Source organism: Planococcus sp. CP5-4_YE (assembly GCF_019042655.1).
Lineage (GTDB): Bacteria > Bacillota > Bacilli > Bacillales_A > Planococcaceae > Planococcus.
Genome location: NZ_JAHPZO010000001.1, coordinates 411,130 through 434,557 on the forward strand (window position 1 = coordinate 411,130; position 23,428 = coordinate 434,557).

At 47.7% G+C, this 23,428-nt stretch carries 22 protein-coding genes and 1 pseudogene; 8 read left to right on the plus strand and 15 right to left on the minus strand.

The window, feature by feature from the left end:
* The first annotated feature begins 5 nt into the window (after positions 1–5).
* The 5 genes from KTG14_RS02095 to KTG14_RS02115 all read left to right on the plus strand — a co-directional run bounded on the left by KTG14_RS02095 (position 6) and on the right by KTG14_RS02115 (position 5,090).
* Entirely contained in the window at positions 6–1,109 is a 1,104-nt protein-coding gene (locus KTG14_RS02095; RefSeq protein WP_216968956.1) for an ABC transporter ATP-binding protein, read from the plus strand.
* Entirely contained in the window at positions 1,102–1,926 is an 825-nt protein-coding gene (locus KTG14_RS02100; RefSeq protein ID WP_216968958.1) for an ABC transporter permease, read from the plus strand. The genes KTG14_RS02095 and KTG14_RS02100 overlap by 8 nt, the downstream gene beginning before the upstream one ends.
* Complete coding sequence (locus KTG14_RS02105) at positions 1,910–2,716, plus strand: ABC transporter permease (RefSeq protein WP_216968960.1); 807 nt, start codon at positions 1,910–1,912, stop codon at positions 2,714–2,716. Before KTG14_RS02100 ends, KTG14_RS02105 begins: the two co-directional genes overlap by 17 nt.
* The gene (locus tag KTG14_RS02110) at positions 2,713–3,789 is read left to right on the plus strand and encodes an ABC transporter substrate-binding protein (protein WP_216968962.1); all 1,077 of its coding nucleotides are present in this window, start codon (positions 2,713–2,715) and stop codon (positions 3,787–3,789) included. The genes KTG14_RS02105 and KTG14_RS02110 overlap by 4 nt, the downstream gene beginning before the upstream one ends.
* Positions 3,790–3,896: 107 nt before the next feature.
* Positions 3,897–5,090, plus strand: a complete 1,194-nt coding sequence (locus KTG14_RS02115; RefSeq protein WP_216968964.1) for an MFS transporter — start codon at positions 3,897–3,899, stop codon at positions 5,088–5,090.
* Between the two features lie 58 nt (positions 5,091–5,148).
* Here KTG14_RS02115 and KTG14_RS02120 read toward each other — a convergent pair whose 3' ends face one another.
* From KTG14_RS02120 to fadH, 6 genes are all read right to left on the minus strand, one after another.
* Positions 5,149–6,264 (minus strand): N-acetyldiaminopimelate deacetylase, encoded by a 1,116-nt coding sequence (locus KTG14_RS02120; protein WP_216968965.1) that lies wholly within the window; start codon positions 6,262–6,264, stop codon positions 5,149–5,151.
* 11 nt (positions 6,265–6,275) lie between these two features.
* The gene (gene dapD, locus KTG14_RS02125) at positions 6,276–6,989 is read right to left on the minus strand and encodes a 2,3,4,5-tetrahydropyridine-2,6-dicarboxylate N-acetyltransferase (protein WP_216968967.1); all 714 of its coding nucleotides are present in this window, start codon (positions 6,987–6,989) and stop codon (positions 6,276–6,278) included.
* Positions 6,990–7,055: 66 nt separating this feature from the next.
* A complete protein-coding gene (locus KTG14_RS02130; RefSeq protein WP_216968969.1) occupies positions 7,056–7,931 on the minus strand; it encodes a transcriptional regulator CcpC in 876 nt (291 codons plus the stop codon).
* Positions 7,921–9,399, minus strand: coding sequence for an MDR family MFS transporter (locus tag KTG14_RS02135; RefSeq protein ID WP_216968971.1), 1,479 nt, complete (start codon positions 9,397–9,399; stop codon positions 7,921–7,923). Before KTG14_RS02135 ends, KTG14_RS02130 begins: the two co-directional genes overlap by 11 nt.
* Before the next feature lie 64 nt (positions 9,400–9,463).
* The gene (gene cbpB / locus KTG14_RS02140) at positions 9,464–9,907 is read right to left on the minus strand and encodes a cyclic-di-AMP-binding protein CbpB (RefSeq protein ID WP_216968973.1); all 444 of its coding nucleotides are present in this window, start codon (positions 9,905–9,907) and stop codon (positions 9,464–9,466) included.
* Positions 9,908–10,007: 100 nt separating this feature from the next.
* Positions 10,008–10,775, minus strand: coding sequence for a 2,4-dienoyl-CoA reductase (gene fadH, locus KTG14_RS02145; protein ID WP_216968975.1), 768 nt, complete (start codon positions 10,773–10,775; stop codon positions 10,008–10,010).
* A 128-nt stretch (positions 10,776–10,903) separates the two neighbouring features.
* On the opposite strand from fadH, the gene KTG14_RS02150 reads away from it, so the two are divergent.
* Positions 10,904–11,365 carry a YkyB family protein gene (locus KTG14_RS02150; RefSeq protein WP_216968977.1) on the plus strand — a complete coding sequence of 154 codons (462 nt, stop codon included), beginning with the start codon at positions 10,904–10,906 and terminating at the stop codon, positions 11,363–11,365.
* A 33-nt stretch (positions 11,366–11,398) separates the two neighbouring features.
* Here the strand turns inward: KTG14_RS02150 and KTG14_RS02155 are convergent, their stop codons facing one another.
* Together KTG14_RS02155 and KTG14_RS02160 are read right to left on the minus strand one after the other, a co-directional pair.
* Positions 11,399–12,268, minus strand: a complete 870-nt coding sequence (locus KTG14_RS02155) for an NAD(P)-dependent oxidoreductase (protein WP_216968979.1) — start codon at positions 12,266–12,268, stop codon at positions 11,399–11,401.
* A 226-nt stretch (positions 12,269–12,494) separates the two neighbouring features.
* Positions 12,495–12,683: a hypothetical protein gene (locus KTG14_RS02160; RefSeq protein ID WP_216968981.1), complete on the minus strand. Its 189-nt coding sequence runs from the start codon at positions 12,681–12,683 to the stop codon at positions 12,495–12,497.
* Positions 12,684–12,820: 137 nt separating this feature from the next.
* Here KTG14_RS02160 and KTG14_RS02165 point away from each other — a divergent pair, with 137 nt between their 5' ends.
* Complete coding sequence (locus KTG14_RS02165; protein WP_216968983.1) at positions 12,821–13,435, plus strand: CPBP family intramembrane glutamic endopeptidase; 615 nt, start codon at positions 12,821–12,823, stop codon at positions 13,433–13,435.
* An 84-nt stretch (positions 13,436–13,519) separates the two neighbouring features.
* Here the strand turns inward: KTG14_RS02165 and KTG14_RS02170 are convergent, their stop codons facing one another.
* The 3 genes from KTG14_RS02170 to KTG14_RS02180 form a co-directional block, all read right to left on the minus strand.
* Positions 13,520–13,963 (minus strand): MarR family winged helix-turn-helix transcriptional regulator, encoded by a 444-nt coding sequence (locus KTG14_RS02170; protein ID WP_216968985.1) that lies wholly within the window; start codon positions 13,961–13,963, stop codon positions 13,520–13,522.
* 81 nt (positions 13,964–14,044) lie between these two features.
* Entirely contained in the window at positions 14,045–15,394 is a 1,350-nt protein-coding gene (locus tag KTG14_RS02175; RefSeq protein ID WP_216968987.1) for a TrkH family potassium uptake protein, read from the minus strand.
* Between the two features lie 223 nt (positions 15,395–15,617).
* Complete coding sequence (locus KTG14_RS02180; RefSeq protein ID WP_441343186.1) at positions 15,618–16,919, minus strand: anti-sigma-I factor RsgI family protein; 1,302 nt, start codon at positions 16,917–16,919, stop codon at positions 15,618–15,620.
* On the opposite strand from KTG14_RS02180, the gene KTG14_RS02185 reads away from it, so the two are divergent.
* Positions 16,873–17,037 (plus strand): hypothetical protein, encoded by a 165-nt coding sequence (locus KTG14_RS02185; RefSeq protein WP_216968992.1) that lies wholly within the window; start codon positions 16,873–16,875, stop codon positions 17,035–17,037. The two genes, KTG14_RS02180 and KTG14_RS02185, sit on opposite strands and share 47 nt — an antisense overlap.
* A gap of 49 nt (positions 17,038–17,086) precedes the next feature.
* Here the strand turns inward: KTG14_RS02185 and sigI are convergent, their stop codons facing one another.
* The 4 genes and pseudogenes from sigI to KTG14_RS02205 all read right to left on the minus strand — a co-directional run bounded on the left by sigI (position 17,087) and on the right by KTG14_RS02205 (position 23,266).
* Positions 17,087–17,833 (minus strand): RNA polymerase sigma-I factor, encoded by a 747-nt coding sequence (gene sigI, locus KTG14_RS02190; protein WP_216968994.1) that lies wholly within the window; start codon positions 17,831–17,833, stop codon positions 17,087–17,089.
* A gap of 187 nt (positions 17,834–18,020) precedes the next feature.
* Positions 18,021–18,784 (minus strand): annotated as a pseudogene (locus tag KTG14_RS02195) (TerC family protein).
* Positions 18,785–19,001: 217 nt separating this feature from the next.
* Entirely contained in the window at positions 19,002–20,081 is a 1,080-nt protein-coding gene (locus KTG14_RS02200; protein WP_216968996.1) for an SDR family oxidoreductase, read from the minus strand.
* 98 nt (positions 20,082–20,179) lie between these two features.
* The gene (locus KTG14_RS02205; RefSeq protein WP_216968998.1) at positions 20,180–23,266 is read right to left on the minus strand and encodes an efflux RND transporter permease subunit; all 3,087 of its coding nucleotides are present in this window, start codon (positions 23,264–23,266) and stop codon (positions 20,180–20,182) included.
* Positions 23,267–23,428: the final 162 nt, after the last annotated feature.

The window sequence follows — 23,428 nt, forward strand, 5'->3', positions numbered from 1 at the left end:
ATATTATGACGGACCAAGCGATCATCCGCTTTGATAATGTTGTCCAAACTTTCGAAGGCGCGGGCAATGTATTGAACAATATCAGTTTTGAAATGGAAAAAGGGAAATTCTACACCTTGCTCGGTCCTTCCGGCTGCGGCAAAACAACGATCTTGCGATTGATTGCCGGCTTTAACCAGCCAACCAGCGGCGATATCTACATCAAAGGCAAGAAAGTCAATAAAATACCGGCAAATGAGCGGCAAGTGAATACGGTATTCCAGGATTATGCGCTGTTCCCTCATTTAAATGTATTCGAAAATGTCGCATTCGGCTTGCGCATCAAGAAAATCAAGAAAGCGGAAGTCGAACGCCGCGTCAAAGAAGCTTTGGCTTTCGTCAACTTGAGCGGCTATGAAAACCGCGAAATCCACGAAATGTCCGGTGGCCAGCGCCAACGCGTGGCTATCGCACGGGCGATCATCAATGACCCCGAAGTGATCCTGCTCGATGAACCGCTATCTGCGCTCGACTTAAAGCTGCGCACCGAAATGCAATATGAATTGCGGGAGCTCCAGCAGCGCCTCGGCAAGACTTTTGTTTTCGTCACACACGATCAGGAAGAAGCGCTTGCGATGTCCGATGAAATTTTCGTCATGAATGCCGGGGAAATCCAGCAAAGCGGCACCCCCATGGATATTTACGATGAACCGATCAACCGCTTTGTCGCTGATTTCATCGGGGAGTCAAATATCGCTGAGGGCGTCATGGTCGCTGATTACCGCGTGCGTTTTGCCAATAAGGAATTCGAATGTGTGGATAGAGGATTGAGCCCAAATGAACAAGTGGAAATCGTCATACGGCCGGAAGATTTGGAAATTACCCAACCCGAAACCGGCAAAATGGCGGTGCAGGTCGACAGCCAATTATTCCGTGGCGTCCATTACGAAATCTCCACTTATGACGAAACAGGCAATGAGTGGCTGGTGCATTCAACAAAACGCGTGGAAGTCGGCGCACAAATCGGCCTTGATTTCGATCCGGAGGCGATCCACGTCATGCGCTTGAACGAATCCGAAGAAGCCTTCGATGCAAGGCTCGAATCATACGGAGCCGTTCTTAATGATTAATCGCTCATCACGCCCATGGTATTTGGCGCCTTATTATATATGGATTGTGTTATTTGTCATTGCCCCAATTGCACTCGTTGTCTATTTTTCGTTTCTCGATCTAGCCGGTGATTTCACTTTGGAAAACTACGCGAATTTCTTTTCATCGACTTATTTCCGCATGACACTCAGCTCGTTCTGGTATGCCTTTCTCATCACTTTCATTTCGGTGCTGATCGCCTATCCGACAGCTTATTGGCTGACGAAAACCAAGCATAAGCAATTATGGCTGCTGTTGATCATCATCCCCTCGTGGATCAACCTATTGCTGAAAGCCTATGCGTTCATCGGCATTTTCGGGCTGTACGGGCCTGCCAACCAATTGATCCAGTTTTTCGGTGCAGGACCGCTTCAGATCCTGTTCACCGACTTCAGCTTTGTGTTTGTCGCAGTGTATATTTTCATCCCGTTCATGGTACTGCCGATCTTTAACTCGCTCGATAAAATCAACCCGGCTTTGATTGATGCATCGCGCGACCTCGGCGCTTCCCAGTGGACGACATTCCGCCGCGTCATTTTTCCGCTGGCGATCAACGGCGTCAAATCCGGCGTGCAAGCCGTTTTCATCCCGGCCTTGTCATTATTTGTTATTACACGCCTTATCGCCGGCAATAAAGTGATCACGCTTGGCACCGCCATTGAACAGCAATTCCTGGTTACGCAAAACTGGGGCATGGGATCGACGATTGCCGTGTTCTTGATCCTCTTTATGATCATCATTATGTTGCTCACAGGCCCGAAAGAGAAAGGAGGGGCATTGAATGGCAAAACTAAGTAAACCCGCCAAAATCTATTTGGCATTGGTCTTTTTTGTTCTCTATGCCCCAATCTTCTACTTGATTTTCTATTCCTTCAATAGCGGAGGCACTATGTCCGGCTTTGAAGATTTCACATGGGAGCATTACGCAGCTGTTTTCAATGATACCCGTTTGCTCATCATTGTCTTGAACACTGTTATCGTCGCCTTGCTGTCCGCACTCATCTCGACAGCAATCGGCGTACTCGGCGCGATTGGCATCATTTTTCTGCGCAACCGGAAGATGCGCAACGCCGTATTGTCCTTGAACACCGTGTTGATTGTCAGCCCGGACGTCATCATCGGTGCATCGTTTCTGATTCTCTTCACAATGGTCGGTGTCAAGCTCGGCTTCGCTTCTGTCTTGGTGTCGCATATAGCCTTCAGTATTCCGATTGTCGTCATCATGGTGTTGCCAAAACTGCAGGAAATGAGCTCAAGTTTGATCGACGCGGCGACTGACCTTGGGGCATCTCAGCGTGATATTTTGACGCGAGTCATCATCCCTTATATCAAACCGGGAATATTCGCTGGCTTTTTCCTGGCGCTGACGTATTCACTTGATGATTTTGCCGTCACGTTTTTCGTCACCGGCAACGGCTTTGCGACATTGTCCGTTGAGATCTATTCGATGGCACGAGCAGGCATCACGCTAACCATCAATGCCTTGTCTGCTTTGATTTTTGTTGTGACACTCGGCCTTGTCCTGGGGTATTATTTCTTTAATCAGCGCTCCGGGGCAAACGCAGGAACAGGAGGGACACGACCGTGAAAGGCATTATGAGAGCAAGTGCAGCCATCGTCATCATTTCCGCCGTCCTATTCTATGCGGTGCATCTGCTAGAGAGTAGCTCTGCCACTACCGGAAGCGGCTCGATCTCTGTTTATAACTGGGGCGAGTACATCGATCCGGAAGTAATCAGCCAATTTGAAGAAGAAACAGGCATCCAGGTCGTCTATGAGACTTTTGCTTCAAATGAATCGATGATGACAAAAATCGAGCAGGGTGGTACGTCCTATGATGTGGCTATGCCATCGGAATACGCCATCGAAAAAATGAAAGAAAATGATTTGTTGTTGCCGATTGACCACAGCAAGCTCCCGAATCTCGAAAACATCGATCCATATTTCTTGGATTTGCCCTTCGATCCTGGCAATGAATATTCGATTCCGTATTTTTGGGGTACTGTCGGCATCGCCTATAACCCGACTCTTCTTGAAGAACAAACTTTCGAGAGCTGGAATGACCTGTGGAACCCGGCACTCGAGCAGGAAGTCATTCTTGTCGACAGCGCACGCGAAGTCATTGGCTTGGGATTGAACAGTCTCGGCTATTCGCTGAACTCCACCGATCTTGGAGAATTGCGTGAAGCAACCGATAAGCTGAAAACACTTGGCCCGAACGTCAAAGCAATCATCGGTGATGAAATCGTCGAAATGATGCGCCGCGAGGAAGCGGCGGTTGCGGTCACTTGGTCCGGGCAAGCTGCGGATATGATGTGGGTTAATGAAGACATCGATTATGTAGTACCGGAAGAAGGCTCCAATCTTTGGTTCGATAATATGATTATTCCGTCGACAGCCGGCAATGTCGACGGTGCGCATCAATTCATCAATTTCATGCTCGACGCGGAAGTGGCTGCAAAAAATGCGGAATACGTTGGCTATTCTTCCCCCAATGCAGCCGCACTCGAGTTGATGGATCCTGAAGTGACAGGTGATGAGCGATTTTACCCGACAGAAGAAATGCGCGACCGCCTCGAAGTCTATGAAAACCTCGGGCTCGAAATGCTTGGTGTCTACAATGAACTGTTTTTGGAATTCAAGATGGATATGGAAAAGTGACAGGCAGAACTTCTGCCTGTTTTTTTCTGTTTAAATAAGGTATAGTAAATAAGTTCACAACACCGAAATTTAGCCACACGAAATAAAAACGAGGGAAGGTTAGCCTCATGGCCGTCAAATCATCAAAATTCGCCTTATATATTCTCATGTTCAATATGTTCATCGCCATGAGCGGAATCGGCCTCATCATCCCGATCATGCCTGCATACCTGGAGACATTCGGTGTCGCAGGACAGGCGCTTGGCACCTTGATCGCCACTTTCGCTTTTGCTCAATTCCTGTTTTCGCCGATTTCGGGCGAACTCTCCGATAAATATGGGCGTAAGAACTTGATCATTTTCGGACTGATCGTATTCGGCTTGTCGCAGCTGCTGTTCGGCATGGCAACCGAATTATGGGTTCTCTATCTCGCCCGTTTCTTCAGTGGTGTTGGTGGTGCATTCCTAATCCCGCCAATGATGGCTTTTGTGGCCGACATCACGACCTATGAAGAACGCGGCAAAGGAATGGGGTTGCTCGGCGCTTCGATGTCTCTTGGTTTCATGATCGGGCCAGGCATCGGTGGCTTTCTCTCTGAAGTCAGCTTGCAATTCCCTTTCTATGTCGCAACCTCTGTTGCTTTATTATCTGCCCTGCTGTCCTTCTTTGCCTTGCCGAATGTCAAACCGGCGGTGCAGGCTGTGGACTATAAACGAGAAAATCTATACCAACAGATGAAGCGCTCTGTCTACACACCGTATTTCGTCATGTTGCTAGTCATGTTCATCTTTGCGTTCGGGTTGTCGAATTTCCAATCGACAATTGCCTTGTATGTTGATAAGCAATTCCAATTCACGCCGAAGGAGATTTCGGTTGTCATTACTGTCGGCGGCTTTGTCGGCGTCATCGTCCAAACTTTCGTCATCGACAGCTTGTTCAAGCGGTTCGGCGAGATGCGCGTCATCCTCGTCAACTTAATTGTTTCAGCCGCAGCGATGATCGGTATTCTCTTCGTCAATACCTTCTGGACGATCCTGTTCGTGGCAGCTGTCTTTTTCACAGCCGCCTCCCTCCTGCGCCCAGCGATTAATACACTCATTTCAAAACTCGCTGGCGACTCGCAAGGGTATGCGGCCGGGATGAACAATGCCTATATGAGCCTTGGCAATATGATCGGTCCAGCGCTTGCCGGGATTCTTTTCGATATCGACATGAGCTTTCCGTATATTACAGGAACTTTCATCTTGCTCGTCTGTTTCTTCATCGCCTTTAACTGGTCGGCGAGAAAAAAAGAGCTGCTGCAGGAAAGCCGCAGCACCTGATTCACCGATTAATCTAAATGCAAAAAAGCGAGACGCCATAGCGGCATCTCGCTTTTTTTTATCGTTGCTTGAAATAATCATAAAGGAATCTAGGCATGACCGACAAGAGCCGCTCGTCAGGCGCCAACTTGGCATGGTGCAGGCCGTATTCCGACGCGGCCCCGGCCCAAAACATCAAAGACGGCAGCCGTTCGGTGAAGTAACCGAAATCCTCACCTGTCATGGCCGCTTTGCTGCGGACAGCTTGTACATCCAGAGCGTCTTGTGCATAGCGCAAAAACGACTCGGCGAGCTGTTCGTCGTTGTCCACTTGGCGATAGTTTGCCCCGTAATCGATCGAAACTTGGCATTCATAGCCTTCTTCAATCGATCGGCACAGCGATTCAATGCGTTTTTTCACGCTTTCCATCGACTCGGGCGTCAATGTGCGAATCGTCCCTTCCAGGCGTGCCCGTTCAGCAATGATGTTCTGGACAGTCCCGGCAGACATCTTCCCGACCGTCAAAACGGCCGAATCCATCGGGTCGACATTGCGGCTGACGACTGTCTGCAATTGCATCAATAAAGCCGCTGCGGCCACTGCCATATCACGCGTCTGATGCGGGTAAGCGGCATGGCCGCCTTTGCCGTGCAGATCGATGAATAATTCAGAAGTATTGGCAAACAAAAGCCCAGGCTTTGTCGCAACAGCGCCAACCGGCAGTTCCGGTGCGATGTGCAGTGCGAAGAGTTCATCCGGCAAGAGATCCGGACGCTCTTTTTCCAGCCATTCCAAAAGCGGATATGCACCGCCAGGCCCCTCTTCTGCAGGTTGGAACAAGATCACTACATCGTTATCAAGCGGATGTGAAATCAACTGTTCCAGCAAGCCGAGCGCCACCGTCATATGGATATCATGCCCACAAGCATGCATGAATCCCTCATGACGCGAGGAAAACGGCAGGCCGGTTTCTTCGCGAATCGGCAAACCGTCGATGTCCGTGCGCCAGCCGATTGTTTTTTCAGGCGAGCGCCCTTTCACTTTAACAACGAGGCCGGTGCGCCATTCAGCCAGCTCAATGCGCTCAGACGCCAGCTGGGAGATGATTTTTTTCAAGTAACTTTGCGTTTTAACTTCCTGGAACCCGATTTCCGGAATTTCGTGTAATTCTCTCCTGATTTGAATAAGATCCATTGAAGGGCCTCTTACAACTGGCGGAGTTCTTGCTTGATTTCCGTTTTTGAACGGGTCTTTGCATCCATCAGTTTCAATACGCGTGCCGGTGTACCGCCGACGACTGCATTTTCAGGCACATCTTCGATCACGACAGCACCTGCAGCAACAACGGAGCCTTTGCCGATGCGGACGCCTTCCAATACGACTGCGTTCGCGCCGATCATGACATCGTCCTCAACGATTACCGGTGTGGCAGATGCAGGCTCGATTACGCCTGCCAGCACAGCACCAGCGCCGATATGGCAGTTCTTCCCGACTGTCGCACGGCCGCCCATGATGACCCCCATGTCGATCATCGTGCCATCGCCGATAACCGAACCGATATTGATGACAGCGCCCATCATGATGATGCAATTGCTGCCGATTTCTACGTTTTCACGGATAAACGCACCTGGTTCAATGCGGGAATTGACGTTCTTCAGATCAAGCATTGGGATTGCTGAATTTCTGCGGTCGTTTTCCACTACAGAATCTTCGATGACTGAGGCGTGCTGTTGTAATGCTTTCTCCACTTCAGCCCATTCGCCGAATACTGTTGCATGATTGCCTTCTCCGAATACTTTCGAGTCTTCGCCAAAATTGAGCGCAGCTACGCCTTCACCTTTGACATACACTTTTACAGGTGTCGACTTCTTCGCATTCTGTATGTACGAAATAATTTGATTTGCATCCATTTGTTCCATTGATCAAAACCTCTTTCTCTCGTGTAATGGTGTTATTATATCTGATTCAGTATAATAATACATCCTTTAGCTTAACAGAGTGGCATGTTTTTTGACAATATCGACAAATGCCTCGACCTGCCGAAGCTGGAAAGATGATTCATAGCCGATCAGCCATGTATCTCGGGTCAACTCAAGTTCTTGTTCGTTATTCGTCAACGGCATCGTATGGACATCCTCTGCGCCTGTCAGGGTAATGGACGGCAAGATTGCATAGCCGATGCCATTGACTGCCATCTGCTTACAGGTTTCAATCTGGTCGACCGTAATTTGGCGTTTTGGATTGGAAGCGAAATGCTTTTGCCACCATTGCTGAATTTCTTCATAATAGGTAGAGTCGCTTTTGAATTGGATGAACGGCCTTTCGGTCTTCATGACTTCTTCCAGCGAGCTGATTTCTTTATCGACCAAGTACAAAGTGTCTTTGAACAAATGAATTTTCGGGCCTTTCCAGTCGGTCTGGCCTCGAACGATGCCGATATGCGCTTCTCCGTCGTACAAGGCACGGACAATTTCAGAACTCCAGCCTGTAATCAATTGCACTTTCGCTTCCGGATACAAAGTGATGAAATCTTTTAGTACTTTCGGGAGCCAGTTCTGGCCGATGATCGACGCACAGGCGATCTTCAAGGTGCCATGCACTTTTTCACTTAAAGTATGCAGCTGTTCGAAAATCTCTTCTCGGCGTATTACCGCTTCCTTTGCGTACTGAATGACCAATTCACCAGCCGGAGTCGGCGTCAGCCCTTTTTGTGAGCGCACGAACAATTGCTGACCCCACTCCTTTTCAATCGATTGCAGCCGCTGGGACAAGGCAGGCTGCGACAAGAAAAGCCGCTCTGCCGCTTTTCGCATATTGCCTTCTTCAGCGAGTACTTTAATGATCATTTCTTCATTTGACATCCGGTTTCACTCCTTTCAATCCGCGCAATCCGAAAATCAGCAGGAAACTGACCAAAGCGCAGAGAAATGCAATGCTGTAAACATTGCGCAGCCCGAAAGCCAAGGCTTCCTGCAACACCAGCTTATCGGCTTCCGGAAGCTGCAAGCGGCTATCGATGCTTAAAATTGAGTTGACGGATTCAAGCGATAAATTATTGCCCGAATCATCCAGACGGCTCAATAGCGAGCTATTTAATATGCTGCCGAGAAGCGCTACGCCGATTGTACTGCCAAGATTGCGCATAAACATATTCGAAGCAGTTGCCGCTCCCCGCTTGTCGTAAGACACTGCGGATTGGATCGAGACGATAAAGGCAGTACTGGTCAATCCCATACCGATACCCACGAAAAAACTCGACATCCCTGCCCACAGCGGCCCGAATCCGGGCTGCATCATGATAAACAACGCCGTTCCGAGCAAAAGGAACGATCCACCCAGAAGCGAAGTACGGAAATAGCCGATACTGATCAAGAGCCTTCCAGATAGGACAGAAGCGATTGGCCATCCTATTGACATTGTCGTTAACGTGAATCCGGCGATGGCTGCTGGCTGCTCCATGACACCCGTTACATAGGCCGGAAGATAGCTGGAGATGCCGATCAAAATAATCCCAGTCGCAAGCGAAACCAAATTCGCATAAAGAATCGCACGGTTTTGCCAAATTTCAAACGGCATCATTGGATCGCTCGACGCGCGCTCTGCTTTGATAAACCAAAACATGAACAAAGCGCCGATAGTGACGAGCAAATAAGAAGGAGCCGAGAGCCAGCCAAAAGACACTCCCCCTTCGATAAGCAGATACAAAACGCTGCTAAGTGCAATCGTCAAAAACAAGGCACCACGGTAATCGACTTTAGCCCGCTCCATGCGCACCGGTTCTTTCAAATAGATCAGGATGCCAAGCAACGACAACATCCCGAGGGGCAAGTTAACCCAGAAAACATATTGCCAACCAATTGTCGCCACCAAAACACCGCCGATGGCAGGGCCGGCGATGGCCGAGATGCCCCACACGCTGGACAAATATCCTTGGATCTTTGCCCGTTCTTCAGGAGAATAAATATCCCCCACAATAGTCGACGCTATCGGCATGATAGCCCCCGCTCCCGCTCCTTGAATAAAACGGAAAGCGATTAATTGCTCCATCGAATCCGCTAAACCGCAGAGTCCAGAGCCAATTAAAAACAACAGCATGCCAAAAGCAAAAATCGCTTTCCTGCCGACAAGATCCGCTAATTTCCCGTACAACAGCACCGTCACCGTACTCATCAGCAAATAAGCGGAAAACACCCAACTGTATTTCGAAAACCCGCCGAGGTCTGCGGCAATGCTCGGCATTGCGGTCGAGACAATGGTCGCTTCGACCGCAGCAACGAACATCGCCAACATGACTGCAATCAGGATGAGCGGGCGTTTTGTTTGTTCCATATCGATTCCTTCTTTCAACCAGCAGAAAAAAAGGCCTCAATAGATGAGACCTTTTTCAGGGCAATTATCGTTTGAACTGGTAAAGTTGTTTTTTCAATTGCTTCAAGACAATGCGTCTTGTCAAAATCCCCATGAACATTCCATCGTCATCCACTACACAAAGGAAATTCTGGTCGATCACCAGATCCAAAGCTCTTTGGAAGCGGTCATTCAAATGGATCAATGGCAGGTCAGTCTGCATAATCTCTTCGACTCGAATATTGCCTAGTTTCTCGTATTCTATATGGTCCATTCCAAGAATGGCATCTGTGATGCGCTGGGCATTAATCAAGCCGTGAAACCGGTACTTCGCATCCAAAACCGGGATGGCTGAATAGCCGGTCTTCGTCAAAACCAATAAAGCATGCTCTGCACTATTGCCGATTTGGACATGTGCTACTTTTTCGGACGAGATGACAAATTCTTCGATCGGGGTTTCAAGAAAATCTTTGCTCGGTAATGAAATCATGTGCTCTACTCCTTTTGCATCGCATGGTCTGATGCCAAAACACTTCGATTACATCATAACATAACACGATTCCCGAAACTATTTAATTGGGTGTTTTGGCTTAAAAAGGGAATTTATTTAACCACTGGCCACCGTCTAAGGTCACGATTTCCCCATTCATATAAGCCGCTTTCTCTGACATGATAAACGCTGCCAGCTCTGCCACTTCTTCCGGTTTTCCGAGCCGGCCTAAAGGGACAGATTTCAAGGTCCGCTGCATCGCTTCTTGAGACTCAAAGAGTTTATCTGCGCCCCCAGTGCGTTCGATCGGGCCAGGAGCAATCCCGTTGACACGAATGCCGTATTGCGTACCCCATTCAACTGCCAATGTACGAGTCAAAGACATGACCCCCGCTTTAGCGGCGGCGGAATGAGCTACCCCGGCTCCGGCATTCCAGGCATACGTTGCCAGCATATTAAGTATATTCCCCTTTGTGCCATTTTCAATCCAATAATTACCGACCGCATGAGAACAGAAAAACGTCCCGTTCAAGACAATGTCAATAACAGAGCGCCATCCATTCGGCGATAATTTTTCAGCATGGACAATGAAATTACCTGCCGCATTATTGACAAGACCGTCGATCCGTCCGAATTTCTCATGCGCGAAATTGACCATTGCCTTTGCATGTTCAGGTTCACGCACATCCATCTGGAATGCTTCCGCCTGTCCCCGCAGCCCAGATAACTTCGTCAATGACTCATTCAGTTTTTCCATATCCCGCCCCGTAATGATGACGTTCGCCCCTTCAGTTGCAAATTTTTCTGCCATATGAAAGCCCATTCCACTGGAGCCTCCGGTCACGATTATTGTTTGTTCACTCAACATTTCAACATCCCCTTTTTTTGAATCATTTTCAACAGCCTGGCACTGGATTCGGTTGATGTACAGTGACTGAAAATTTTGATATGATGATCAAAGACTGATCAATCCATTATTGCGAAAGGAATGAGCCCATGTCCTTGACGAAGAAAGATTCTGAAATCGCCCAAGCTATTTTCACTGTCAACCGCCACGCTAAGACTGCTCCTGACAATCAGTTTCTGTATGCATTAAAAAAGCAAGCATTAAATTTGATGATCCAACAAAAACGGGCGCAAAAGCTTGGCCTACACTTCAGTAAAAACCCCCGGAAAAGCCAACAACAATCCTCTGTCCTCGTGAAATGCGGAAATTACTATTTCCATATGCTCCCCCAAAAGGAAGATTTCCATTCACTTGAGCATTTTGGAGACTTGGATGAATCCTATCGCAATCCGCCGAGCCGCATGAACTTGAAGCATGCGAAAGAATTGCTTCAAAATTACACTGGGCTGGAGGCGCCGGAAAAAAAGCCTGCCATCTCGGCTTTTTCCAAACGCTACGAACCGAAAGAAATGAATCGTTTCTATTCACCGAAAAAGTCCTATTTTGATTGACCCGGCGGCCCTTTACTGCCGGTTTTTTTCTGCTTATTTTTCCATAAAATCGAAATGGCGGATTAATGCCTGAGTGCCAAGGTCCCCATCCCCTGCACGTTCCAATTCCTCATAAATCCCAAGCGATAATTTCAGGCCGGGAAGGTCCAAGCCCCACCGCTCGGATTCCTCCACCGCTATTTTCATATCCTTGATGAAGTGCTTGACGTAAAATCCTGGACGGAAATCGCCTTCAATCATTTTCGGCGCTAAATTCGATAAAGACCAAGATCCGGCGGCACCCGCCGAAATAGAGCGCAATACGTTCTCTGGGTCGAGACCTGCTTTTTTCGCATATATAAGGGATTCACAGACGCCCAACATATTATTCGCGATATTGATCTGGTTGCACATCTTTGTATGCTGGCCGGAACCCGCCGGTCCTTGCAGAATAATATTGCCCGCAAACAAACGAAATAGCGGAAGCAGTCGATTGAAAATGTCTTCTTCGCCCCCGACCATTACAGACAGCACTGCATTTTTGGCTCCGATGTCTCCTCCAGAGACCGGTGCATCCAGTGCATGTAAGCCTTTAGCCTGTGCAGCTTCAGAAATTTCCTGCGCCAGTTTTGGCTGGGAAGTGGTCAAATCGATGAGCACCGTTCCTTCGGCGGCATTTGCCAGCAAGCCATTTTCCCCGAAATAGATTTCTTTCACATCCGTCGGATAACCGACCATCGTAAAGATCACTTCTGCATCTGCCGCCAGTTCCTTCGGGTTGTTTTTCCAGGATGCACCTTGTTCCAGCAAATCCTCAGCTTTCTTTGCAGTTCTGGTGAAAACAGAAAGTTCATGACCGCCTTCAAGCAGATGACGCCCAATGCTATTGCCCATGACCCCTGTACCGATAAATCCAATTTTCATTTGATTGCCTCCTCTATAATTCCATAATAGCAAAAATCATCAGTCTATTCACTCTTCTTTTTGGCATAAAAAAAAGGCCGGTCCATTAAGGGCCGGCCACAAAAGGGGGAAATGAGAATGTTGCTGTGTTCAAGTATACTATGCCCCCTCTAAACCTAGACTAAACCTTTTTTCAAAAAAAATTCATGGCACGCTTGTAACTACTCAGTTACAGCAATATGCAAGCTTATTTAGACGGTTCTACCGTATATTCATATTGCGTTTTGCCATGATGGAAAGCCGTCCCCCTAAAATGTTTAAAATCTTCCCTTTCCGTTAGTATTCTGCGGAACTCAAGAAATTCTTCTTTCGGTATATCCAACGTGTCGATCTCGCCAACTTTCAATCGCTCCAGTTCATTCGCATAATCAGTCATGAAATGTTCTCCTTTCCTTTCGTGTTGTTAAAATCCTTCTGTTATAATACTATACGGACGAAACCATAGCCGTCCAGCCACATTGTGCTTTGTCCCTAACATGGGCAGCCTTTGTTGATTTTAGGAGGATTTTTTCTATGTTTACTCTATTCAAGCGCCATACGCTAATTTGGCTATTGCCGCTTTCGCTATATTTGTATCATCTGGCATTCGAAAATACAGCCATCTTCTGGTATATGTATACATTTGCCATTTTGGTGCTGATGTCAATCGCAATCGTCAATTATTCTGTATTCGACGAATTAAAAACCTGGAAATCATTAGTATACGGTTTGTTGTTCGGTAGCCTTATCTATACCGTCCTGGCATTCGGTTACCTAGTCCTTGATGTCCTTCCGGTTAATGTAGAAGGCCCGGTTTCTGCCCTTCAAACCTTATTTGCCCCAACCAGCATTTGGCATTACCTATTGTTAATGTTCGTCATCGTTCCAGGTGAGGAACTTTTCTGGCGCGGCTTCATCCAACAACAATTGAAAAAATACATGAAGCTGCCGTTCGCCATTCTCGGTGCATCACTCTTATTCGGCATTGCGCTCGCCTTTAGCGGCTTTTGGCCGGGTATTGTGGCAGGCGTGGTAGCAGGCGCGTTGCTCGGCATCCTTTATGAATGGAAGCGCAGCATACCACTGTTGATTATTACTCATTTGGTTGTCTTGGTGCTCTTATTTATCGTCATGCCGCTGCCATTTTAGAATAAATGGCGGCTTCATCCAAATGTCCCGAACGATCGAACATATTGCAGAAATAAAAAGATCCTCCATAGCGGAGGATCTTTTTTAATAGGACAAATCTTTGATCGACAAGCCGATTTTCTTCATCAATTCGATAGCCTGCTCTTTTTCATCCGAAGATAAAGCAGCCGTCAGTTCATGAATTTTTTGTTCGTGCGCCGGGAAGATGTCTGCCATAAAGGCTTCCCCGTCTTCCGTAATTTCCGCATAGGTGATGCGGCGGTCAGTCGGGCAATTGACACGCGTGATAAACCCGCGCTTCTCCAACTTGTCGATGACATAGGTGATCGATCCGCTGGCAAGTAAAATTTTACCGCCGATTTTCTGCAACGGCTGCCGCCCTTTATGATAGAGCAGCTCCAACACCGCAAATTCTGTTGGATTAACGCCGTTTTCCTGGAAAAATTGGTTGGTTTGTTCTGAAATCGCTTTATGTGCACGGGACAAAACGATAAACAGTTTCAATGACTGTTTGATGTCTTCATTCATTTTCGTTCACTCATTTCCGCTATGATTACTCGATTATTTCAATTATATCCCTTTGACAGCCGAATAGCACGTGCAGTCGACTTATCCGATAATCACGCGTTCTTTCGGATAATGGAATTTCGTCGGATCCGTCTTGCCGCCGATGGTGAACAAGAAGGAAATCAAGCCGACTCGCCCGATGAACATCAGGACCATGACGATTACTTTGCCGATCGAGGATAATTCACTCGTCAGTCCGAGCGACATGCCGCATGTGCCGAATGCTGAGGTGATCTCAAAGAGAATTTCCACGATGGATGCGTTCGGTTCAGTGATGATCAACAGCATCGTCGCGACGATGACCATTGTGCCTGCAAGGAACAGGACCGCAAATGACCGGAACACATCAATCAACTCGATTTCACGGTTGAAAATCTGGATCGTGTTCTTGCCTCTCGCAAAATTAATCAAAAACAGGATAGCGATTGCAAACGTGGTCGTCCGGATACCACCTCCTGCAGAACTTGGCGAGGCTCCGATGAACATAAGCGCACTCATGAATACATTGGTCGCGTCGCTGAACTGGGTGATATCGATGGTGACCAACCCGCCGGAGCGAGATGACACAGAATGGAACAGGGCCCCGAAAAAGGTCTGATGCCACGACATCCCCTTAAAGGCATTGACCGACTCCAAAATCAAGATCCCGACCGTGCCGACGACCAACAACATGCCGAAGATGCTCGTCGTAATCTTGGTGAACAGCGAGAACCGGAAATTTTTTGTCTCGTTCGACAAAAACTCTTTCAACTCAATCAATACCGGAAAACCGATCGCACCAAGGATAATCAGCAGCATATTGACGATCTGGACAAAATAGTCATCAACATAAGGCTGCAGGGATGCTCCCGTGATATCGAATCCACCATTAGTCGTGGCCGTGACCGATCCGAAAACGCCGTGCAACAGAGCTTCGCTGAAACTATAGAAGTACTGCGTGAAATAGACGGTCAATATGAGTGCGCCAATCGCTTCGATCAACAACAGGATCTTGACGATTTCAGTGATCAATTTAACGACTCCGGACATGCTCGATTGGTTATGGTCGACCATGATCAATTGGCGCTCTCTCAGCCCGATCCGTTTACCGAGCAGAATCCAGAAGAATGTCCCAATCGACATGATGCCGATGCCCCCGAATTGAAGGATGACCATCAATACAATAATTCCAAACACCGATAATGTCTGTGACACATCTATGACGGTCAGGCCGGTGACGCTGACGGCGCTGACGGCGGTAAATAGAGTATCGATATAGGTCATGCTCACCCCAGGTTGCAAAACACCTGGAAGCCTTAGGAGCAAAAAGGAAAAAGCAATCGCTACGAAATAATACGCCACGATTGCCTGTGCAGGTGTAAGATTTCGGACACGTTGAAATGATTTATTCATAGACGTAAAATTCCCTTCCGCAACTGACTCTCTTCCCATTCTATGTAAAGTACCGTGAAAAGAAAAGGGCTTTTTTGTAAAGCACAGTCCACTATCACTATTCTGATGCAAAAGATCACTTTTTTGCTGTCTTATTTTCCACTGACACAGAATAAGCGCTTATTCCTTTAGGCTACGCCGCTGAATGCGGATCTGAAGGAATAAGCGTCATTCATGGAAGGCATTATGGAATTTTCTTCTCTTTCTTCTCTTTCTTCTCTTTCTTCTCTTTCTTCTCTTTCTTCTCTTTCTTCTCTTTCTTCTCTTTCTTCTCTTCCTTATCAGCTTTCGGTTTTTTCTTTTCTTCTGCTTTGGGTGAAACCGTGGCGCCCTTTTCCCTCACAGGAGGCTTGGCTTGTTCAGCTTTCAAGTCTTTCGGTTCCGCTGACTTCGTCCCATTCGCTTTGGAAGAATTGCCATTATTGTTGCTGTTGCTGTTGCTGTTGCTGTTGCTGTTGCTGTTGCTGTTGCTGTTGCTGTTGCTGTTGCTGTTGCTGTTGTCTTTTTTACTGTCCTTTTCTTTCGGCTTGCCCTGAACTGGATTGCCTTTGTTCTTATTGTCTTTTGGCGGCTGTTCGGCTTTGTTTTTCCCTGAAGATGGATTTTCTTTTTTAGGTTTTGTTTCAGCTTTTGAACTTCCTGAATTGTTGCCTTTGCCTGCGTTCGGATTTTTCGGTTTGACAGGCTCAGCCTTTTCTGGCTTTTTCGGTTGTTTTTGTGGTGTTGGAGCTTTTGGAGCCGGTTCTTTTGGCTTAGTGTCAGTCTTTTTTTCTGGAACAGGTTTCTTTTCTGGAACAGGTTTCTTTTCCGGGGCAGTTTTTCTCTGAGTATCCGACTTCTGTGTTTTTTCCGATTTGCTATTGCCTGAAGATGAAGGCTCGTTTTTCGGTTGGGCCTTGGGAATGGCAGGATCTTCAGCTTTCGAAGGGGCCTCCTGGCTATCCGAGGCTTTTTTTCCCTGCGTATTTTTTTCTTCATTTTGCGCAGGCTCCACACCATTATCTTGTTCATGCGGCGAAGTGAAAGTTCGGTCTTTTTCGATTAGCGTCGCGACTGGCACTTGTTGTTCTTTTGCCTCGCGCCATTGCTTTTTATTCGCTTCTTTCAAATGCACCCGCAACTTTTTATTGCTGCCGGCAAACAGTGCCGCCAATGCGATCTGTTCCACGTTGATCGCGGCATCCGATTCTCCATCTCCTTGCACCGTGGTAATCGTCACATGCTCTGTATCTTCATCCACGGATAAGGCAAGCACGTTCTCTAAAACCACTTCGAGTTCACGATTTTCCCAATCGGTTAATTGAGCAATCAATTTTTTGCCGTCCTCATTCAGCTCCCTCAGCGAAATGACGTGCCATGCCTCGTCTACGCCGAGTTCGATTCCCGGGTTTGATTCGACTTGCACGTATCCATAAGCTTCTTCGGCGGGGAGCAGCCATGTGGAAATCAGCAAAAAAAGAGCCGCGACCGACGCAATGAGCGGCATGGTAAACGGCTTGAAACGGCGGTTCGAAGCTTTTACGGATTCGAAATATGCCTCTTCTCCCACTACCGTGCTCCCTGTCGGCCTGCCGGTTACAAAGCTGCCATCTGCAAGCATGTAGACAGAACGGTCTCCATCAAGTTCCATACATATGCCTTTTTGCATTCGCATCAGTTCAACCGCTCCTTTAAATAATCTTTTAAATAATGCAATTCGCTCATCATTAATAATGCCATTGCAATTATGTATTTCCGGTTCCTCTCAATGGTTTTTCTTGAGACCTGGACAAGTTCCTCAATAGGCTTGACCGGAAGTTTTTTCTTATCAAGCAAGAAGTGTTTGTATTCATCCGTTTCCGCTACCAATTGCGCGATTTGGATTGCATTTCTCCTGGCATCTTCATGTGCAGGAGAAACTTTGGCGATCATTTGGAAAGTTAAGCCGAACTCTGAGAGAATTTCTTCGAATTGGGCAATCTCTTCACGCCGTTTGGCAACCTGTTCCTGTGCCGAATGGAAAGCCGATGATGCCCGGTCGCCGATATGGTTATGATGGTCTTCATTCGGGGAGGCTGTGAAATCGTGGCTGAATTCCAGCCGTTTACTTTCTTTCCGGATATGGTCGATTACTCTGCGCCTGATTACCATATGCGCAAAAGTCAAAAACGATGCATCATGTCCCTCGCGGTAATGGCGTATTGCTTCATGAAATGCCAAGAGTGCGATGCTGAATTCATCCTGATTATCATCGATGAATCGCTTGCATACTTGTGCGGCGGTTTTTTTCACGAACGGGATATGCGAAGAAATCAATTGTTCTTCGGCGTCTTCATCGCCTTGTTGTGCGAGTTTCACCAATGTTTCAGCGGGCATTTCTGCTCCATATCCAAACAAACCGCCCAAAGCAGTCAATAGCATGCAACTCACCCCATTTCAATTCCTATTTCTCTATTGTAGCTTTCAGACCAGGAATTTGGAAGATTGAGGGGGGCTGCTACGTATTACATTCGTGTAACAGTGAGTGTTTTTGTCCGTCTATTGGAATATCAAAAATAGCCTTATGGCAAAAATTCTCCACAAGGCTATATAACTATTGTTTATGCTCTTAAGCATTTTGGTGCTTATTTTTTTTAAGGCCCGTAAATACACCAGTTAAGACGATACCTAGCAGGACAAGCCAGAAGGTGATTGTCCACGGCGTCGAGTGTGGAAAATCATGAGGCAAGACGCCAAGTTTGTCGTGGGATAAAGTCAAAACAACTAATTTGACCCCTACCCAGCCGACCACGACGAATGCCGCTGTTTCAAGCTGCGGATATTTTTCCAACAGCCGGACGAATTTATGTGCTGCAAAACGCATAATAATCACGCCGATCAACCCGCCAGCCAGCATGACGCCGAATTGGCCGCCATTGATGCCCCCGATATCGAAATCACCGAGATGCGGCAATGTCACCGCGAGCGCAACAGCCGCGAGCATTGAGTCGATGGCAAAAGCGATATCTGCCAGTTCCACCTTCAAGACAGTCAGCCAGAAACCCGATCCTTTTGTCGTCTCGGGTTCGATCGTATGTTCTTTGCCTTTGCGCTGGTCATAGATGTGCTTGACTGCGATAAATAGCAGATAAGCTGCGCCAAGTGCCTGGATTTGCCAAATGTTCACCAGGAACGTAATCATGAATAAAGCTGCGAAACGGAAGATGAAAGCACCTGCCAAACCATAGAACAAAGCTTTCTTCTGTTGGGTTGGGGCTTTGGCAAATGCTTGACCATGACAGCCATCACCACCGCATTGTCTGCAGCGAGCAAACCTTCCAGCCCAATGAGCACCAGCAGCACCCAGGCGTATTCTAATAAGATAGTATCCATAATTCCCCTCCAGTTTTTCCCCGACAAAAAAGACCCATGCCTAATAAAAGGCAAAGGTCTTGCTAAGCGTCGTGATATGCCGCTATCACAACCGATGGCCAGAAGCCACGTCTTGACGGCTGTGAAATAGGTTTCCCTATAGCTACTCCCCTTTGTCGAGAGTTTGTATTATTGCTCTGTAGAAGTATTATAGCACTTGTGCCGTAAGTGTAAACATCTAGACAATTGTTACTTGGTATTTTGGGTCTCCCTTATGTTCATTGTAGAATGCAATCATCGCCGGAATCGTTTCCAGAAAATCTGCTGGCCGGATGCCGCTCCCTTCCAATAAAGATTGAGCGTTATGCGTATCGAATTGCGCTTGCCAATCCATATAATCCAAAGTCTCGGCTTCGACACCCAGATATTTACGGATTGCCGATGCCTTCATCGATAGTGCCGCAATTTTTTTCGGGATCCGTCCTTTCGGATACTTTCCGGTCAGTTCGTAGACCATTGTCCGGTATACTTCTTCTACAGGATGGGGATTGGGGTCGGTCAAATGCACGGTTGCAGACTCGGCTCTTTCAAGGCCGCTCAAATAAATGGAAGCTTCCAAGATGTAATCAACCGGTACGACATTGATAGTTGCGCGTGAGCGTCCGATATACGGAATGGCAGGCAACTGCCTCATCCGGTCGATCATATTCAAAAAGAAATAGGGCCCGTCGAATTTAGAGGTCTCACCACTTTTAGAATGGCCTCTGACAATTCCGGGTCGGATGATGGTCGTCGGCACTTCCTTTTTCAATTGTTCAACGAGAAGTTCTGCTTCAAATTTTGTTTCTTCGTAATGGTTCTTGAATGTCTGTGGACGGATAAGTTCATCTTCGAGTAATAAGCCCTCTCTTCTGCCCGCCACATACGCCGTACTGAAATACATATAGCGCTCCAGCTGATCAAGTGTCTTGACTAGATCGTTAACGTTTTGTGTACCCAGGATGTTGACTTTTTTCGCGATATCTTCTGGCACCGCCAAATCATAGATGGCTGCCAAATGCCAAAAGATAAGCTGCTGGTTTTCTAGCCAAGACCGGTCTTTCTGCGAAAGCGCCAACCCTTCTACCGTAATATCTCCCGGCAACAGCCGAATCCGCCCACAGCCTGTATTTTCCTCGATGTTGATTGCCTGCTTTTGCGCTTTCTCCATTTCACCGGGCAGTACGATTGCCGCCAATTCCCAGCCTTTTCGGGCACATGATTCCAATAAACGTGTTGCGATAAATCCGGGAAACCCGGTAAACACCATCGTCTTCATTCATTCACACCCCTTTTCTGTATTCTACTAAAAAATGGATAGCTGTGTCCTTGAAATATATAAAAAAATCCTGTGCAGAATCATCTGCACAGGAAGGGTCATTCCTCTGTTTTTGCTTGTTTTCTCTTCTTGCTGTTCATGAAACGTGTTTTACGGTCAAATAAACTGTAGACTACTGGCACCACATATAAGGACAAGAAGGTCGAACTGATCAATCCGCCAATGACAGCAATTCCCATCGGCTGGTTGATTTCCGTCCCTTCACCGATGCCAATGGCTAACGGCAAGAGGCCTAGAATCGTTGTCAGGGCCGTCATCAAGATCGGCCTTCTCCGGTCATGGACCGCCGTTACAATCGCATCAAAGGAATCTAATCCATCCGCTTTGCGCTGATTGATGTAATCGACGAGCACGATTCCATTATTGACAACAATCCCGACGAGCACCAGCACGCCGATGACAGCAGTAATACTGATCGGTGTTTGTGTCACAAATAGAGCGATCGAGACCCCGATGACCATCAATGGCACTGTGAACATGATGACAAGCGGGTATTTGAACGATTCAAACTGCGCTGCCATGACGATGTAAACAAGCACAATGGCAAGCACGACCGCCAACAGCATATCGTCAATCGCATCGTCGAACAGCTCTCGGTCACCGCCGAAAGAAACTTCCGTCTGTTCTGACAAATCAACATCCGCTATAGCTGTGTCGACAGCTGTCGACATATCGCCCAAAGTCTGGTCGGATGGATATTGCAATGTAAAGGATACACTTTCTGCCTGATCGACGCGGCTGATCGAAACAGGACCTTGTGCAACTTCGATGTCGGCCAGTTCCTGCAATTCAACAAATGCGCCGGATGGCGTGCGAAGCGTCAATTCACGCAAACTTTCTACGCTGTTGCGCTGTTCTTCATCATAGGAGACGAAAACGCTGAGCACTTCATCTTGTTCATCGATGACTTGTGTCGCGAGGACACCACGCGTGATGTTATTGACCGTTTGGGCGATTTGCACCGGCGCCAGGTTATTTTCAGTCGCCGCTTCACGGTCGATTGTCATCTGGATTTCATCGATGGTCTCTTGCCGATCGTTCGTCAATTCGATCACATTCGGCAAGCTCGACAATTCTTCATCAATTGAAGCTACTGCTTCATCGAGACGTTGTTTATCAGTGTCCGTCACCGTAAAGCTTAATGTATTCGGTGTAGAGCCGGCTGCTGTTTGAAGATTAAAGCTGACAAGTGCATCGTCGCCGATTTTCTCCAGTACTTGCGGCTGTACATCATCCACAAATTCAAAGACTGACCGATCGCGTTCATCCAGCGGCAATAATTTCACGTAAATTTCTGCCGTATTGGATTCCGCACTGCCTTGCGCCTGTCCTTGTTGAGTCGTACCGATTAAGCTGACGTACACATCAACATCCTCTTCAGCCTTCAATTCTTCTTCTATACTCTGGACCACTTCATTAGTCGCAGACGTCGAAGAACCATTTTCGAGTTCGACGGTAACGCTGACAAATCCTTCATCCGTTGCCGGCAAGAACTCAGTTCCCACTTGGGAAACGCCGTACGCGCCAATTCCGAGGAACACGAGTGCCGTTAAGAGCACTAGAATGCGGTGGCGCAGCGCCCACAAGACACTCTTTTCAAAGCGCTGGACGCCCTTGGAATCCGCCTTCACCGGCTTTTGTACGCCATCTTTCTGGCCGAGCATCCTTGAGGCCATCATCGGTATGACGGTCAAGGCGACAGCGAGCGAGGCGATCAAGCTGAACGAAATCGTCAATGCGAATTCGAAGAAAATCTCTCCAATCAAACCCGAGATGAAAATGACTGGTACGAATACGGCGATGGTCGTCAATGTCGAAGCGGTAATCGCACCGGCTACTTCACGAGAACCGTCGGATGCCGCCTTTTTCGGCTTCTTGCCCATCGCTAAATGCCGTTCAATGTTTTCGATAACGACAATGGCATTATCGACGAGCATCCCGATGCCAAGCGCCAAAGCACCGAGCGTCAAGATATTCAAAGCGAAATCGGCAAAGAACATCAACACAAAGGTCACAATCACCGAATATGGAATCGCCACTCCGATGATAATCGGGCTCTTGATCCCGCGAAGGAAAAAGAACAGGACCAGCATGGCGAATATGCCGCCGAGGATCAACGTCTGGCCAATATTATTGATGGCGAGTTTAACGTAATCCCCTTGGTCGAAGAGGATGTCAGCTTCTACTGCCGAAAAACGCTCTTCGGCAAGCAATTCATCCAGGCGCTCCTGGAATGCCGTCGAAACGTCTGCTGTATTGCCTCCAGACTCCTGCAGCACCGACAGCAAAACGGCAGGCTCTTCATTGGCACGCGTTTCGCTATTGGTTTCCCGTTCTGTCACCGCCACTTCAGCTACGTCAGCCACTGTAACATTGTCTCCGGACATCGGATCAACCGTCACGATGAGGTTTTCAATGTCTTCTACACTTTCCAAAGTGCTGACGATGCGCGTCGTCAAATTGCGGCCGTCTTCTGTTTCAATCGGATCGCCCGGCAAGGAAATATTGTTCGCTTGGATCAGCTGGACAATATCCGCCTGCTGCAAACCACGCTCTTCCAGTTCTGCCGGATCCAGCTTGATTGAAATATCTTCAATCAACGAGCCCGAAACATTTACGCTCGCCACGCCATCCGTCTGGCGCAGCTGTGTTTCCAATTCCTCTGCAATGACCCGGACGTCCTGCTCTGCGTCAGTCGCCCGCAAGGATAATTGGATGATCGGGAATTGCGAAGGGTCGAACTTCAAAAAACGTGGGTTATTCGAGTCGTCTGGAATCGGTGTCTGATCGATTCGCTGGGTGACTTCCGCCTGGACATCATCGATATCCGTGTCCCATCCGAATTCCAGCAAGATAAAGTTCGTGCCTTCCTGGCTGTTCGACTGAATCGATTCGATTCCCGGCAATGTTGCCAAGCTCTCTTCCAGCGGTTTTGTCACTTTTTCGTTCACTTCCGTCGGGCTGGCCCCTGGATAGTTTGTGACCACTACGCCGATCGGCGGATTCAACTCGGGAATCAAGGTGACAGGTATACGGAGAAATGACACTGCCCCTAAAATGATGACCAACAGCATTGTGACAATGGTCAATACTGGTCGTTTAATGGAAAAATCGCTTAGTTTCATCTGTTCAATCCCTCTCTATGCCTAGTCCCTTTATCATAAGAAAAAATGCCCTATACCGCAAACTTCAGAGCTCCAGTTCACAAGAACGCCATGTTTTCCAGTTCCATTAAAAGGAAGGTGGGTCACGGTAATATGTCCGCCAAATGTAAAAACAGCCTGCTG

What these genes read in the sequence shown, in the direction of transcription:
- KTG14_RS02095 (WP_216968956.1), top strand. Translation starts at nt 6, where the DNA reads ATGACGGACCAAGCGATCATCCGCTTTGATAATGTTGTCCAAACTTTC.
- KTG14_RS02100 (WP_216968958.1), top strand. Translation starts at nt 1,102, where the DNA reads ATGATTAATCGCTCATCACGCCCATGGTATTTGGCGCCTTATTATATA.
- KTG14_RS02105 (WP_216968960.1), top strand. Translation starts at nt 1,910, where the DNA reads ATGGCAAAACTAAGTAAACCCGCCAAAATCTATTTGGCATTGGTCTTT.
- KTG14_RS02115 (WP_216968964.1), top strand. Translation starts at nt 3,897, where the DNA reads ATGGCCGTCAAATCATCAAAATTCGCCTTATATATTCTCATGTTCAAT.
- KTG14_RS02120 (WP_216968965.1), bottom strand. Translation starts at nt 6,264, where the DNA reads ATGGATCTTATTCAAATCAGGAGAGAATTACACGAAATTCCGGAAATC.
- dapD (WP_216968967.1), bottom strand. Translation starts at nt 6,989, where the DNA reads ATGGAACAAATGGATGCAAATCAAATTATTTCGTACATACAGAATGCG.
- KTG14_RS02130 (WP_216968969.1), bottom strand. Translation starts at nt 7,931, where the DNA reads ATGTCAAATGAAGAAATGATCATTAAAGTACTCGCTGAAGAAGGCAAT.
- KTG14_RS02135 (WP_216968971.1), bottom strand. Translation starts at nt 9,399, where the DNA reads ATGGAACAAACAAAACGCCCGCTCATCCTGATTGCAGTCATGTTGGCG.
- cbpB (WP_216968973.1), bottom strand. Translation starts at nt 9,907, where the DNA reads ATGATTTCATTACCGAGCAAAGATTTTCTTGAAACCCCGATCGAAGAA.
- fadH (WP_216968975.1), bottom strand. Translation starts at nt 10,775, where the DNA reads ATGTTGAGTGAACAAACAATAATCGTGACCGGAGGCTCCAGTGGAATG.
- KTG14_RS02150 (WP_216968977.1), top strand. Translation starts at nt 10,904, where the DNA reads ATGTCCTTGACGAAGAAAGATTCTGAAATCGCCCAAGCTATTTTCACT.
- KTG14_RS02155 (WP_216968979.1), bottom strand. Translation starts at nt 12,268, where the DNA reads ATGAAAATTGGATTTATCGGTACAGGGGTCATGGGCAATAGCATTGGG.
- KTG14_RS02160 (WP_216968981.1), bottom strand. Translation starts at nt 12,683, where the DNA reads ATGACTGATTATGCGAATGAACTGGAGCGATTGAAAGTTGGCGAGATC.
- KTG14_RS02165 (WP_216968983.1), top strand. Translation starts at nt 12,821, where the DNA reads ATGTTTACTCTATTCAAGCGCCATACGCTAATTTGGCTATTGCCGCTT.
- KTG14_RS02170 (WP_216968985.1), bottom strand. Translation starts at nt 13,963, where the DNA reads ATGAATGAAGACATCAAACAGTCATTGAAACTGTTTATCGTTTTGTCC.
- KTG14_RS02175 (WP_216968987.1), bottom strand. Translation starts at nt 15,394, where the DNA reads ATGAATAAATCATTTCAACGTGTCCGAAATCTTACACCTGCACAGGCA.
- KTG14_RS02180 (WP_441343186.1), bottom strand. Translation starts at nt 16,919, where the DNA reads ATGCCGCTCATTGCGTCGGTCGCGGCTCTTTTTTTGCTGATTTCCACA.
- sigI (WP_216968994.1), bottom strand. Translation starts at nt 17,833, where the DNA reads ATGCTATTGACTGCTTTGGGCGGTTTGTTTGGATATGGAGCAGAAATG.
- KTG14_RS02200 (WP_216968996.1), bottom strand. Translation starts at nt 20,081, where the DNA reads ATGAAGACGATGGTGTTTACCGGGTTTCCCGGATTTATCGCAACACGT.
- KTG14_RS02205 (WP_216968998.1), bottom strand. Translation starts at nt 23,266, where the DNA reads ATGAAACTAAGCGATTTTTCCATTAAACGACCAGTATTGACCATTGTC.